This window comes from Enterococcus sp. HMSC078F03 (assembly GCF_001811595.1).
GTDB lineage: Bacteria > Bacillota > Bacilli > Lactobacillales > Enterococcaceae > Enterococcus > Enterococcus faecalis.
Genome location: NZ_KV805531.1, coordinates 18,089 through 32,684, shown reverse-complemented (window position 1 = coordinate 32,684; position 14,596 = coordinate 18,089). Strand labels below are relative to the sequence as shown.

14 protein-coding genes are annotated in these 14,596 nt (G+C 37.9%); 11 read left to right on the top strand and 3 right to left on the bottom strand.

Annotated elements, in window-relative coordinates:
* Window positions 1-68 precede the first annotated feature (68 nt).
* From HMPREF2810_RS01395 to HMPREF2810_RS01380, 4 genes are all read left to right on the top strand, one after another.
* On the top strand, window positions 69-1,391 hold the full coding sequence (locus HMPREF2810_RS01395) for a bifunctional folylpolyglutamate synthase/dihydrofolate synthase (protein ID WP_002415877.1): 1,323 nt from the start codon (window positions 69-71) through the stop codon (window positions 1,389-1,391).
* Complete coding sequence (locus HMPREF2810_RS01390) at window positions 1,375-2,034, top strand: HAD family hydrolase (RefSeq protein ID WP_002385286.1); 660 nt, start codon at window positions 1,375-1,377, stop codon at window positions 2,032-2,034. Before HMPREF2810_RS01395 ends, HMPREF2810_RS01390 begins: the two co-directional genes overlap by 17 nt.
* 56 nt (window positions 2,035-2,090) lie before the next feature.
* On the top strand, window positions 2,091-2,789 hold the full coding sequence (radC, locus tag HMPREF2810_RS01385; RefSeq protein ID WP_002365188.1) for a RadC family protein: 699 nt from the start codon (window positions 2,091-2,093) through the stop codon (window positions 2,787-2,789).
* Window positions 2,790-2,942: 153 nt separating this feature from the next.
* Window positions 2,943-3,143 (top strand): cold-shock protein, encoded by a 201-nt coding sequence (locus tag HMPREF2810_RS01380; RefSeq protein ID WP_002355121.1) that lies wholly within the window; start codon window positions 2,943-2,945, stop codon window positions 3,141-3,143.
* Window positions 3,144-3,248: 105 nt separating this feature from the next.
* Here HMPREF2810_RS01380 and rnjA read toward each other — a convergent pair whose 3' ends face one another.
* The 3 genes from rnjA to HMPREF2810_RS01365 form a co-directional block, all read right to left on the bottom strand.
* Entirely contained in the window at window positions 3,249-4,934 is a 1,686-nt protein-coding gene (gene rnjA / locus HMPREF2810_RS01375; protein ID WP_002355122.1) for a ribonuclease J1, read from the bottom strand.
* 1 nt (window position 4,935) lies between these two features.
* Complete coding sequence (locus HMPREF2810_RS01370) at window positions 4,936-5,148, bottom strand: DNA-directed RNA polymerase subunit epsilon (protein WP_002355123.1); 213 nt, start codon at window positions 5,146-5,148, stop codon at window positions 4,936-4,938.
* Between the two features lie 304 nt (window positions 5,149-5,452).
* Window positions 5,453-5,839, bottom strand: a complete 387-nt coding sequence (locus tag HMPREF2810_RS01365; protein WP_002355126.1) for a YbaN family protein — start codon at window positions 5,837-5,839, stop codon at window positions 5,453-5,455.
* 228 nt (window positions 5,840-6,067) lie between these two features.
* Between HMPREF2810_RS01365 and efrA the strand changes: the two genes are divergently transcribed.
* The 7 genes from efrA (at window position 6,068) to greA (ending at window position 14,543) form a co-directional block, all read left to right on the top strand.
* Window positions 6,068-7,795 (top strand): multidrug efflux ABC transporter subunit EfrA, encoded by a 1,728-nt coding sequence (gene efrA / locus HMPREF2810_RS01360; RefSeq protein WP_010707113.1) that lies wholly within the window; start codon window positions 6,068-6,070, stop codon window positions 7,793-7,795.
* Window positions 7,792-9,561, top strand: a complete 1,770-nt coding sequence (efrB, locus tag HMPREF2810_RS01355; protein ID WP_002415878.1) for a multidrug efflux ABC transporter subunit EfrB — start codon at window positions 7,792-7,794, stop codon at window positions 9,559-9,561. The genes efrA and efrB overlap by 4 nt, the downstream gene beginning before the upstream one ends.
* Window positions 9,562-9,803: 242 nt before the next feature.
* Window positions 9,804-10,295 carry a gamma carbonic anhydrase family protein gene (locus HMPREF2810_RS01350; RefSeq protein ID WP_002415854.1) on the top strand — a complete coding sequence of 164 codons (492 nt, stop codon included), beginning with the start codon at window positions 9,804-9,806 and terminating at the stop codon, window positions 10,293-10,295.
* Window positions 10,296-10,308: 13 nt separating this feature from the next.
* Window positions 10,309-11,460: a non-hydrolyzing UDP-N-acetylglucosamine 2-epimerase gene (gene wecB, locus HMPREF2810_RS01345; RefSeq protein ID WP_002415852.1), complete on the top strand. Its 1,152-nt coding sequence runs from the start codon at window positions 10,309-10,311 to the stop codon at window positions 11,458-11,460.
* A 72-nt stretch (window positions 11,461-11,532) separates the two neighbouring features.
* Window positions 11,533-12,210, top strand: a complete 678-nt coding sequence (locus HMPREF2810_RS01340; RefSeq protein WP_002415851.1) for an HAD family hydrolase — start codon at window positions 11,533-11,535, stop codon at window positions 12,208-12,210.
* Between the two features lie 207 nt (window positions 12,211-12,417).
* Window positions 12,418-13,803 carry an endolytic transglycosylase MltG gene (gene mltG / locus HMPREF2810_RS01335; protein WP_002415850.1) on the top strand — a complete coding sequence of 462 codons (1,386 nt, stop codon included), beginning with the start codon at window positions 12,418-12,420 and terminating at the stop codon, window positions 13,801-13,803.
* Window positions 13,804-14,063: 260 nt separating this feature from the next.
* On the top strand, window positions 14,064-14,543 hold the full coding sequence (gene greA, locus HMPREF2810_RS01330; RefSeq protein ID WP_002355133.1) for a transcription elongation factor GreA: 480 nt from the start codon (window positions 14,064-14,066) through the stop codon (window positions 14,541-14,543).
* Window positions 14,544-14,596 lie beyond the last annotated feature (53 nt).

Genomic DNA, 14,596 nt, shown 5'->3' with positions numbered 1-14,596 from the left:
AATTGGTTATTAGTGAAAAAGTCACCTAACTTGGTTATAATGTAGAAGAAGACAAGGAGTTGGACAAGATGCAATTAACAATAGAAGAAGCCATTGAATGGATTCATAGCCGGTTACCCTTTGGCTCAAGACCTGGTTTGGATCGGATTAATGCGTTATTAGAAAAAATTGATCATCCAGAAAACAAAGTGCCAACGATTCATATCGCAGGAACCAATGGTAAAGGCTCAACCGTGACATATTTACGCTGTCTATTAGAAGAAATGGGCTTGAAAGTCGGAACCTTTACCTCTCCTTATATTGAATCATTTAATGAAAGAATTGCGATAAATGGTCAACCAATTTCAGACGAACAATTGATTACCTATGTGGAAAAGTATCAACCAATCATTAAAGAATTAGACCAAATCACTGAAGTGGCTGGAATTACAGAATTCGAAACATTGACAGGAATGGCCTTGGACTATTTCGTGAATGAACAAGTGGATATCGCCGTTGTTGAAGTTGGCTTAGGTGGATTACTTGATAGCACCAATGTCGTGAAGCCATTATTGACGGGAATTACGACAATTGGGAAGGATCACACAGAAATTTTAGGTGAAACAATTGCTGAAATTGCCTATCAAAAAGCGGGTATTATTAAAGAAAAAGTCCCAGTAGTAACAGGCAATATTTGTGCTGATGCGCTAGCAGTCATTGAAAAAGTCGCACAAGAAAAACAGAGTCCAATTTTTCGTTTTGGCAAAGAGTATCAAGTGGAATATCTACATCCTGACACACAATGGGGGGAAGTATTTAATTTCTATGGAGAAATGGGCAAACTGACAAAGATTAAAGTTCCCTTGTTGGGGCGTCACCAAGTAGAAAACGCGGCGGTAGCTATTCAATTATTTGACAAGTATTGTCAACTACAACATTTGCCGTTTAAAGAACGAGACATTACTCAAGGGTTAGCTAAAGCGAAATGGCCAGCTCGAATGGAACGTCTTAGTGATGAACCGTTGATTGTTTTAGATGGTGCCCACAATGATCACGCAGTAAAACGCTTAGTTGAAAACTTGCGCAAAGAGTTTCCACAACACACGATTCATATTTTATTTTCAGCTTTAGCAACTAAAGATGTGGATGAGATGATTCAGGACTTAAAGCAAGTACCGAATGCGCATCTTTACTTAACTAGCTTTGATTACCCTAAAGCTATTGCACTTACAGAAATGGAAAAATATGAAGACGATTTAACAGAAATTGTGTCTTTATGGCAATTTGGCTTAGGCGAAATTTTAGAAAAAATGTCGACAGATGATTTATTATTAGTAACAGGTTCATTATATTTTGTTTCTCAAGTAAGAGAATTACTTTTAACTATAGGAGGAAATGATGAAGAAATTTGATGGCGTAATTTTTGATATGGATGGGTTGCTTTTTGATACGGAGTTGATTTACTATACATCTACTCAAAAAGTAGCAGATGCAATGGGGTTACCATATAGTAAAGAAGTCTATTTAGACTATGTTGGGATTTCCGATGAAGAAGTACAAGAGAATTACCGACGTATTTATGCATCTTATGGTCACGACACAGTGGAAGAATTTATCCGCCGTTCTTATGATGATACCTTGCAAGAGTTTCGATCTGGTAACGTCCCTTTAAAACCAGGGGTGGTGGAATTTCTCGACTTTTTAGATGATCAAAAAATTCCTCGATTGGTTGCTTCAAGTAACGTCCGTCCAGCAATTGAAATGTTATTAAGCCATGCTGGGATTCAGGATCGTTTTGTAGGGATCGTTTCAGCAGAGGATGTTAAACGAGCAAAACCGGACCCAGAAATTTTTCAAAAAGCTCGTCAACTTTTAGGAACAGAAGCCCCGAAAACCTTGATTTTCGAAGACTCATTTCATGGGGTAAGTGCGGCTCATAGTGCGGGCATTCCAGTGATCATGGTACCTGATTTATTGCAACCAACTGAAGTTATCCAAGAGAAAACATTACATGTCTTGGAGAGTTTACATCAAGCGCCACATTATTTAAAATAATAAAAACAACACTCCTTTGCGTAGTTTATTAATGACTAGCAAAGGAGGTTTTTTTTATGCAAGTATCGGATCTGTTTATTCGCGAGATGCCGAGTGATTGTTTACCACGAGAACGGCTCTTAGCGATAGGAGAAAAAGCATTATCGAATCAAGAGTTGTTGGCGATTCTGTTACGAACTGGCTCAAAAGAAGCAGACGTGATGACTGTTGCCGCAACGCTATTAAAACAGTTTAAGCAACTTTCTTATTTGCAGCAAGCCACGTTGAACGAGTTAATGGCTATTAAAGGTATTGGACAAGTGAAAGCCATTGAATTACGTGCGGCCATTGAATTGGGGTGTCGAATTTATCAAAGTAGTCAAATCAAATTTGGCAAAGTTACGTCCAGTCAACAAGTCGCTCAACGATTACTCCAAGAGATGAAGGGGCTGCAACAAGAACATTTAATTTGTATTTACTTGAATACCAAGAATGACATTATCCAACAGAAAACGATTTTCAAAGGATCACTGAATCAAAGTATTGCTCATCCACGCGAAATTTTTCGGGAAGCGGTTAAATATTCTTCTGCTCGCATACTATTAGCTCATAATCATCCATCTGGCAATCCGACACCGTCTCCACAAGATATTCAATTTACCAAACGAATGGAAGAATGTGGCGAAATGATGGGGATTCAATTGTTGGATCATATTATTGTTGGTGATAGCGGATACATTAGTTTGAGAGAAGAGAATTTTTTTGCTTCAGAATGAGGACAATTCTTGCAAAAATATTTTATCACGTGTAAAATGAAAGGGTAATCTTGTTTGGAATTATGTAGACTTTTTAAATTTTTTTAAATATTCTATTGGAAGCGAGCAAAGTTACGACTATTTATGTGCAAATGCACGAGGAGGAACAAAAGAATGGAACAAGGAACAGTAAAATGGTTTAACGCAGAAAAAGGTTTTGGGTTTATCTCACGCGAAGACGGAAGCGACGTATTCGTACACTTCTCAGCTATCCAAGGTGATGGTTTCAAAACTTTAGAAGAAGGTCAAGCAGTGACTTTCGATGTTGAAGATTCAGACCGTGGCCCTCAAGCAGTTAACGTAGAAAAAAACTAATAAAAAATAATCCAAAAACACCTAACGCATGTTAGGTGTTTTTTTGTTAGAAAAAATAGAGAAGAAAAATGGACAAACATTTTTCTTCTCTATTAAATGAGAGCTTTATTGATCACTAACTGTGGCAGTCATAATCATTGGCAGAATCATTGGATGACGTTCTGTTTGTTCAAACAAGAAAGGCTGTAAAGCGGTCGTCATGGCTTCGCCTAATTTTGCTTCGGTACAGTTTTTATCTTTCATTGCTTCACGTAGAGCATTGAATAAAAGACGTTGGCCTTCATGAATCATATCACCAGACTCACGCATGTAGACAAAACCACGGGAAAGAATGTCTGGACCAGCCATAATTTCTTTATTTTTAATATCAACTGTTGCTACCGCTAAAACTAAACCTTCTTCAGATAAGATACGACGATCCCGTAAAACAACATTCCCGATATCACCGACACCATTTCCATCAACGTACACGTCATTAGCGTTGAAGTGACCAGCAGGACGTGCGCTATCAGCCGTTAAAGCTAAGACATCGCCGTTGCCCATGATAAAGCAATTTTCTTCAGGAACCCCTGTATCTTGAGCGAGCGAAGCATGGATTTTTAACATTCTAAATTCACCATGAACAGGCATGAAATATTTAGGCTTCATCAAGCGAAGCATTAATTTTTGCTCTTCTTGTCCACCGTGACCAGAAGTATGGATATTATTGATTTTTCCGTGGATAACTTCTGCACCGGCTTCAGATAATAAGTTGATTAAACGGTTAACGCTTGTCGTATTCCCAGGAATTGGTGAACTTGAGAAAACAACCGTATCGCCTGGTTGAATACTAATTTGGCGATGTGTACCGTTAGCAATCCGACTAAGCGCGGCCATAGGTTCTCCTTGAGAGCCAGTACATAAAATCATTGTTTCATTTGCTGGCAATTGATTCAGTTCCGCCGCATCGACAAACGTTCCTTTTGGCACTTTGATGTAGCCTAAGCGTTCGCCATTGACAATGGCATTTTCCATGCTACGACCAAAAACAGCAATTTTGCGACCGGTTTTCACGGCTGCATCAGCAGCTTGTTGTAAACGGAAAATGTTTGAAGCAAAACTGGCAAAGATAATCCGACCATCAATTTTTTCAAAGATTTTTAAAATAGAGGTCCCGATTGTTTTTTCGGATTTTGTAAAGGTGGGTATTTCAGCATTGGTACTGTCTGAAAGAAGACAAAGGACGCCTTCTTCACCTAATTTTGCCATTCTGTGTAAGTTGGCTGGCTCACCAACGGGTGTAAAGTCAAACTTAAAGTCACCTGTTGCGACAATGTTACCAGAAGGCGTTTTAACCACAACGCCCAAGGCATCAGGAATACTGTGAGTCGTCCGGAAAAAGCTAATCGCTGTTTTTCTAAAACGAATCACCGTATCTTCATTAATTTCGTGTAATTCCGCTTCTCGCAATAAACCATGTTCATCTAGTTTGTTGGTAATTAAAGCCAAGGCTAGTGGTCCCGCATAGATTGGGATATTCGCTTGACGTAAAAGATAAGGAACGCCACCAATATGGTCTTCATGACCGTGGGTAATAACGAGTGCTTTGACTTTATGCAAATTTTGAACGATGTAGCTATAATCTGGAATCACGTAGTCAATCCCAAGTAAATCATCTTCTGGGAATTTGATCCCAGCATCAATAATGATAATTTCATCTTGGAATTGTACCCCATATGTGTTTTTTCCAATTTCGCCTAAACCACCGATTGCAAAAACGCCAGTTTCGTTATTTTTTATGTTTACTTTCATGTTAAAACTCCGTTAGAGTGAAGTCCGCATGTTCTTGCTCATAAGCAAGATGTTTTTCGTCTAATAATTGAACGTATTCAATATTGTATGGGGTATTTTCTTCAACTAATTGGCGCACGATTACATCGCTATCGGCTTCCATGTAAAGAGATTTTGTGTCTTCTCTTTTTGGGTTTCTGATTTTTGTTTCTTGATAGTATACTTTGTAAATCATCGATTCATTTCTCCTTCAGCTACTAATAGTAGCAATTTATAGTTTTTTTCATTTTAAGACAGAAAATTAAACACAACAAAACGAGGTGCTGATCACCTAAAAAAGAATGCTCATCAAAAACATCTGTTAATGATGAAATGAAGCCTCGACTTTGCTTCATTCTGGGTATTTGATTTTATGTGTTCTTTTTCAACCGTCCCGTGTGTTGTGAATAACAACAATTAAGCTTATTTTATCATAGAATGATAAGGAAGTATAGAAACACTCACTGGACTTTTAAAAAAAACAAACTTCTTGTTTCGCCTTATTCTTGATCAAGTTCGAGTGCCTTTTTTTTAGGACGCCAATACCAACTTAAGCCAATCACGTGAGCTAAATAAACAATCGCTAAAGTCGTAGTCATCAACGTATTTCGGACAATTAAACACGGAATGGCAAATAAAAGAAACATGGAAATAAATAGTTTCCATTTGCCTTTACGAGTAATTTTTTTCTCAAAGAAGGCTTCTTGGATATATTTTTGATAATAAGAAGAAGCTAAAAATTTGTTATAAAGTTTATCTGAACTACGCATCCAAAAAAAGGCCGTTAATAAATAAAAACCAGTGGTGGGTAAAAGCGGCAAAAAGATTCCTAACGTGCCTAAAGCAAACGTACAGGAACCGAGAAAAATGAAGAATAATTTTTTCATTCAAAGGGTCCTTTCAGTTTTTCCCAATTATGGCACAATCAAAAGGAAGTAGCAATTTTAATCGTATAAGTAAATCATTAAAATTATCTATTTTTTAGAAAATCTAAAAGAGAAAGGATAGAAAGAGAAAGGCTGTTTTTTCTAGCCAGACAGCTTGTATTACCGATTTCTTTTTGATACAGTGGGAGTACTAGAAAATTTAAAGTAAGATAAGAAGGAGATGATTAATTGAAGTTAATGTGGCGTTACACAATGCGTTATAAGAAATTACTTTTCGCTGATTTTATTTGTGTGTTTGGTTTTATTTTGATTGAATTAGGCTTGCCGACCATTTTAGCACGAATGATTGACAAAGGAATTATTCCTAAAGATATGGACTATATTTATCAGCAAGGGATTTGGATGGTTGTAATTACGATTATTGGTGTCGCAATGAATATTTTGCTGGGGTACTTTGGTGCCAGAATTACAACAAACATTGTTCGTGATATTCGTGATGATTTATTTGAAAAGATTCAAACTTTCTCACACAGTGAATATGAAAGTATTGGGGTTTCTTCCTTAATTACGCGAACTACCAATGATGCATACCAAATTATGCTCTTCATGGGAAATATTTTACGTCTTGGCTTTATGACGCCAGTGATGTTTATTGCCAGTCTTTACATGGTGATGCGAACGAGTCCGTCGTTAGGAATGTACGTTTTAGGTGCCTTGCCTTTTCTGCTGCTAGCAGTTGTCGGAATTGCTCGTTTGTCAGAACCGTTATCTAAAAAGCAACAAAAGAACTTAGATGGAATCAATGGGATTTTAAGAGAAAATCTTTCTGGATTGCGGGTAATACGCGCATTTGTTAATGAAAAATTTGAAGAATCTCGTTTTAATAAAGTCAATGAAACTTACACTAAAAGTTCAAAAAGTTTGTTTCGTTTAATGGCAGCAGCCCAACCAGGCTTCTTTTTCTTATTTAATATTGTGATGGTCTTAATCATTTGGAGCGGGACTGTTCAAATCAGCCACGGGGATTTAGAAGTTGGGAATTTAATAGCTTTTATTGAATATATTTTCCATGCGCTGTTCTCGTTTATGTTATTTGCCAGTGTCTTTATGATGTATCCTCGGGCTGCGGTTTCGGCTTCACGGATTCAAGAAGCCTTAGACATGGAACCAGCTATTCGTGAAGAAGAAGGCGTAACAGAAACAGCTACTAAAGGCTATCTAGAGTTTAAAAATGTAACCTTTGCCTATCCTGGACATGCGGAAAGCCCAGTTATCCGCAATGTAAGTTTTAAGGCGTCACCTGGTGAAACAGTGGCCTTTATTGGGAGCACAGGTAGTGGGAAATCAACATTAATTCAATTGATTCCACGGTTTTATGATGTATCAGAAGGTGAAATTTTAATCGATGGAGTGAACGTAAAAGATTACCAACTTAGTGCATTACGCAATAAAATTGGCTATATTCCACAAAAAGCGTTACTTTTTACTGGTACAATTGCTGATAATCTTCGCTACGGTAAGGAAGATGCGACGTTAGAAGAAATGGAACGAGCAATTGACATTGCTCAAGCAACAGAATTTGTTTCACAAAAACCGCAAGGCTATGATGAACCTCTTTCAGAAGGTGGCACGAACTTTTCTGGTGGTCAAAAACAACGTTTAGCTATCGCACGGGCGATTATTCGCAATCCGGAAATTTATATATTTGATGATAGTTTTTCTGCGTTAGATTATCAAACAGATGCAAATTTACGAGCGCGTCTGAAAAAAGAAACAACAGAATCCACTGTTTTAATTGTGGCACAACGTGTTGGAACAATTATGCATGCGGACCGCATTGTTGTTTTAAACGAAGGCGACGTGGTCGGAATTGGCACACATCGTGAATTACTTGAGACTTGTCCAATTTACTATGATATTGCGGCTTCTCAATTGTCAGAGGAGGAATTAGCATGAAACACGCCTTTTCTTCTATGAAACGAATCGGTCGCTATATTAAACCGTACCGACTGACGTTTTATTTAGTTATTTTATTTACAATATTAACCGTTGCCTTTAATGCAGCGTTGCCTTATTTGACTGGATTACCAACGACAGAAATTAGCCGTAATATTGCGGCCGGTGAATCAATCAACTTTGATTATGTAATCCAATGTTTAATTTGGATTTTAGTTGTGGGAACAGGTTATTGTGTGGCACAATTTTTGTCAGGCTTTTTAATGACGAATGTCGTTCAACAATCCATGCGCGATTTACGTCGAGATATTGAAGAAAAAATCAATCGTTTGCCAGTTTCTTATTTTGATAAGAACCAACAAGGAAATATTTTGTCACGGGTGACGAACGATGTGGATGCTGTCAGCAATGCGATGCAACAAAGTTTTATCAACATTGTTTCAGCAGTCTTAGGGATTGTGATGGCTGTAGTGATGATGTTCTTAATCAATCCGCTGATGGCGGTTTTTTCAGTGATTATGATTCCGTTGTCTCTGATTATTTCCAGAACAATTGTTAAAATCTCCCAGAAATATTTCCAAGGAATGCAAAATTCTTTAGGAGACTTAAATGGTTATGTTCAAGAAAATATGACTGGGTTCAGTGTCTTAAAACTATATGGTCGGGAAAAAGAAACCCTTGAAGGCTTTAAACAAGTCAATCATCGCTTAAATGGTTTTGGTTTCAAAGCATCCTTTATCTCAGGATTAATGTTGCCATTGGTTCAAATGACCGCTTATGGGACCTATATCGGGGTAGCTGTCCTTGGTAGTTACTATGTGGTTGCTGGTGTGATCGTAGTGGGGCAATTACAAGCGTTTATTCAATATATTTGGCAAATTAGCCAACCAATGGGGAATATTACGCAATTGTCTGCAGCTTTACAAAGCGCTTCAGCTTCGACCATGCGGATTTTTGAAATCCTAGATGAACCAGAAGAAGAACTTAACGATCAAGATGTTCCTTTGCAAGAACCTATTTTAGGCTCTGTTGAATTTGAAAATGTCAGCTTTAGTTATGACCCAGAAAAACCGTTAATTCGTAATTTGAACTTTAAAGTTGATGCGGGCCAAATGGTTGCGATTGTGGGACCAACTGGCGCTGGGAAAACAACCTTAATCAACTTACTGATGCGTTTTTATGATGTAACAGAAGGCGCCATTAAAATTGATGGTATTGACACGAAAAAAATGAACCGTAGTGATGTCCGATCTGTATTTGGAATGGTATTGCAAGATGCTTGGTTGTATAAAGGTACCATTGCAGATAACATTCGTTTTGGGAAGTTGGATGCCACGGATTATGAAGTTGTGGATGCAGCGAAAACGGCCAATGTGGATCACTTCATTCGGACAATGCCAGACGGGTATGAAATGGAAATCAATTCTGAGGGAGATAACGTTTCCCTTGGTCAAAAACAATTGTTGACCATTGCCCGAGCGGTAATTTCTGATCCGAAAATTTTGATTTTAGATGAGGCGACTAGTTCAGTCGATACACGCTTGGAAGCCTTAATTCAAAAAGCAATGGATCGTGTTATGGAAGGACGAACGAGTTTCGTTATTGCCCACCGCCTATCAACTATTCGTGAAGCTGATTTAATTCTTGTTATGAAACAAGGAGAAATCATTGAAAAAGGTACGCATCATGAGTTGCTGGAACAAGGTGGCTTCTATGAAAAACTATACAATAGTCAATTCGCTGAAGAAGGCGACTATGAGGAATAAAAAAGAGCCTGGGACAAAAATCACTTTGGATTTTTGTCCCAGGCTTAAAAATTGATAAACGGCTGGAACAGAAGCAACTCCTTCGGAAATAAGCCGAAATTCTCCAAAAATTATAGAACAATTTTCGGAAATTCCTTCTTATTTCTCGGAGTTAAACGCTTCTGTCCCGACCTCTTTCTTGTCTTTTTTACTATGAAAGTGAGTAATTCTTGTCTATACTTAATGAAAAGAGGTGACAGGGTTTGAAAAAAGAGTATTTTATTGCTGCTAGTGCAGATGTCTATGGAAACGTACAACTAGCGAAGGATAGTAATATTTGGTTTCAGTCGGTCTTAAGAGGTGACAGTAACACAATTACCATTGGTGAAGGTAGTAATATTCAAGATGGCACGATTATTCATGTTGATGAAGATGCCCCGACAATTGTAGGCAAGTATGTAACAGTGGGTCATCAATGCATGTTACACGGTTGTAAAATCGGTGATGGTGCTTTGATTGGCATGGGTTCAACCATTCTAAATAACGCTATTATTGGAGAAAACAGCCTGATTGGTGCGGGCTCTTTAGTGACGGAAGGCAAAATTATCCCGCCAAATGTTTTAGCATTTGGTCGACCCGCGAAGGTTATCCGTCCGTTAACGGCAACAGAAATAGCCAGTAATCATACGAACGCCTTACATTACGTTCAACGAGCAGAAGAATTTCGCCAACAAAAATACCCGAAACTAACATAGAATTAGGAGGAAAATGATGAAGAAAATTAAAGTAATGACGGTTTTTGGAACGCGGCCAGAAGCGATCAAAATGGCGCCCTTAATCAAAGTTTTAGAAGAGCAAAGTGAAGGATTTGACTCTGTAGTAGTCGTAACAGCGCAACATCGCCAAATGTTGGATCAAGTGTTAGAAGATTTTCAAATTACACCGAATCATGATTTAAATATCATGAAAGATGGGCAAACCTTAACAGATATTACAAGTCGTGTTTTGAATTTATTAACTGAGGTTCTTGTGACAGAACAGCCGGATATTGTCTTGGTTCATGGCGATACAACCACGTCATTTGCGGCTGCATTGGCTGCTTTTTATCAACAGATTCCGGTGGGACATGTGGAAGCAGGATTACGGACCTGGCAAAAATATTCTCCGTTTCCGGAAGAAATGAATCGTCAACTGGTAGATGTGTTAACTGATATTTATTTTGCCCCAACCACTCAAAGTAAGGACAATTTAATCAAAGAAAATCATCCAGAAGAACATATTTATGTAACTGGCAATACAGCGATTGACGCGATGGCGTACACTGTTGATGCCCACTATCAAAATGATTTATTGGAAAAAATCCCTACAGACCAACGCATCGTGCTAATTACAATGCATCGTCGTGAAAATTTAGGCCTGCCAATGGCAAATGTGTTTAAAGCTGTTCGTCGACTTGTAATGGAACATCCAGAAATTGAAGTCATTTTCCCTATGCACAAAAATCCCAAAGTCCGTGAAATAGTAGCGGAACATTTAGGTGAATTAGCTCGTGTGCATTTAATTGAACCATTGGACGTCAAAGATTTTCAAAATTTTGCAGCAAAAAGTTCTTTAATTTTAACTGATTCTGGCGGTGTGCAAGAAGAAGCCCCTTCCTTAGGTGTGCCAGTTTTAGTTTTACGAGATACAACGGAACGTCCAGAAGGCGTAGCGGCAGGAACATTGAAATTGGTTGGTACAGACGAACAAGTAGTCTATCAAGAGGCGAAAACATTATTGACTGATTCTGATGCTTACCACGCGATGGCGCATGCACAAAATCCGTATGGGGATGGTCAAGCTAGCCATCGAATCGTTGAAGCCATTGCCTATGAAATGCAGCAGTCAGATAAAAAACCAGATACGTTTACAGCAAAATAAATAAAAAGGCAGAGAAGCGCTGAAAAGGTGCTTCTTTTGCGTATCTTATTTTGAAGAATCAATTAGACAAAAATGCTAGAAAGTAGTGAAGTGAAGATGTATCAAACGATTTTATTTGATTTAGATGGCACAATTACGGATTCTGGTAGCGGCATTATGCGTTCTATTTTGTACGCAACAGAACAATTAGGCTGGCCAGCTCCTAGCGAGGAGACATTACGTTCTTTCATAGGACCGCCTTTATATGAGTCGTTTTTGCACATGGCGCCTTCAGCTGAAGCAGCGCAACAAGCCGTGAGTCATTATCGAGCGTATTATCAGAGAAAAGGTATGTTTGAAAATCATGTGTATCCAGGGATCCAAGAGGTACTAACAAGGTTAAAGGAAGCGGGAGCAAAGTTATACATTGCGACTTCCAAGCCAGAAGAATTTGCTAAAAAGATTATTACTCATTTTGATTTAGATCGTTATTTTACAGGCATCTATGGAGCGAGTATGGACGGTCATCGTTCTAAAAAAGCAGATGTGATTCAGTATGCATTAACGGAAGCTCAATTAGACCCAACCAAAGAAGCGATTATCATGGTTGGTGATCGTAATCATGACATTCTTGGTGCTCAACAAAATGGCTTAGATAGTATAGGTGTCTTGTATGGATTTGGTGAAGAAACAGAGTTACAAGAGGCGGGAGCGACATTCCTAGTACAATCGCCTAAAGACTTAGGTGCTATTTTGCTACAAAATTCCTAATAGAAAATGGATTTTCGATAAATTTAGGAGGATTTTAAGATTTATTATCGTTTCAATAGAAAAGCGCCATCATAGGCTTTAAACGTTGTCAATGATGAATTTTTTATCGGGGAATGACGGTCTTTTTATTAAAAACATTTAATTTTAAAGAGGTTTCATGTATAATAGTTTCAGTCATAAACGATAGAATAGTAAGGAGGGTTAGTTTTGGCTAATGATAACCAAAATAACCAAGATCCCAAATCTTCGCTTAGAGATCAAGTAACTGGGTCTTTAAAAGGTAGAAATGATGGCGATCAACCTGATTCCTCTGAAAAAAATGATAGGTCTCCCCAACCTTCATCTGATGAATCACAAGAAACAGCGAGCCGCACAACACAAACACGTGCAGGTTCTAGAGCTGCTCGAAGACGTGGGAAAGACAAGACAACACAGACAGTCGAAGAGCCAACCCCGATTGAAACAGACGAAAAGCCAACAAATACAAAAAAACAAACACGTAAAAAAGAAGATCGTTTAGTCGGTCGTATCGTGTTAATTGTAGTTTCTGTATTGGTTTTAATGATGGCAATCTTTGGGTTTACTTTTTATAAATATGTAGACGCTGGGCTACAACCACTAGACAAGAACAATAAGAAGCTTGTTCAAGTGCATATCCCAGAAGGATCTTCTAATAAGCAAATTGCTGCGGTTTTAGAAGAAAGCAACGTCATTAAAAGCGGAATGGTTTTTAACTACTACGTAAAATTTAAAAACTTAACAGATTTTCAAGCGGGCTATTATCAAATGTCTCCAAGCATGACACTCGATGAAATTGGTGAAATGCTAAAAGAAGGAGGCACGCCAGAACCAACTAAAATCGCAGATGGCAAAGTAACGATTCCTGAAGGCTACGATATAGATAAAATTGGCGAAGCCATTGAAAAAAATACGGATTTCAAGAAAGCAGATTTCATTGCATTAATGAAAAACGAGGACTTCTTCAATCAAATGAAGGCTAAGTATCCTGATTTACTTGAAAGTGCTGCAACCGCAGAAGGTGTTCGTTATCGCTTAGAAGGCTATTTATTCCCAGCGACTTATGATTACTACAAAAAAGCAACACTTCCTGAATTTGTCGAACAGATGGTTGCTAAAATGAACACAGTAATGGAACAATATACGCCGACAATTCATGCAAAGAATTTAACCAATCAGCAAGTCTTAACGTTAGCTTCATTGGTTGAAAAAGAAGGAGTCAAAGAAGCAGACCGCAAACAAATTGCGCAAGTATTCTTTAACCGCTTGGCTGCCGATATGCCAATCCAATCAGATATTTCTATTTTGTATGCTCTAGGAGAACACAAAGAAACTGTAACGTATGCTGACTTGGAAGTGGACTCGTCTTATAACTTGTATAAAAATACTGGTTATGGACCAGGACCATTAGATAGCCCAAGTGAGGAGTCAATTAAAGCAGTCTTGAATCCGACACCAAGTGACTATTTATACTTTGTAGCAGATATTTCTACAGGAAAAGTATACTTCTCAAAAACATATGAAGAACATCAAGTATTAGTAGATCAGTATGTCAATAATTCAAGTAGTGAATAAAATGAAAACATAAAAGAGCTTGGTGAATCAATTTTGTATGATTCACCAAGCTTTTAGATACTCAAAAAGTAATCTGTTTAACAGAGGGAAAGAGTAGCAACTAGAAATTTATATAAATAAAATTTAGCAAAATCACAAAAATTCAATAATTATATTTACAATTTAGAAAAAGCGTGGTACTCTTTTGTGGATTGAAAGCGGAATTTTTTTCAATAACCAACCAAGAACTACGTATCGTTAAGCGAAAAAGGAGAATTAACATGGTAGAAAAAGTATATCCAATGACTCTTGAAGGAAAAGAAAAATTAGAACAAGAGCTAGAAGAATTAAAAACAATTAAACGTAAAGAAATCGTAGAGCGTATTAAAATCGCTCGTAGCTTTGGGGATCTTTCAGAGAACTCAGAGTATGAATCAGCTAAAGATGAACAAGCTTTCGTTGAAGGACGTATTACAACGTTAGAAAATATGATTCGTTTTGCAGAAATCATCGACAATGATGGCGTGGACCAAGACGAAGTTTCCATCGGTAAAACAGTTACTTTCCAAGAATTGCCTGATGGAGAAGAAGAGGAATACACAATCGTAGGAAGTGCCGAAGCCGATCCATTTTCTGGTAAAATTTCTAACGATTCACCGATTGCGCAAGCCTTAATTGGTAAACAATTAGGCGATCAAGTGATTATTGCAACCCCTGGTGGCGACATGACAGTTAAAATTACAAAAGTTGAAGCAAACTAAATAATTGAGCAGGGCAGGCAGCTTCCAAGGCCTGTCCTTTCGCAATCTATGAC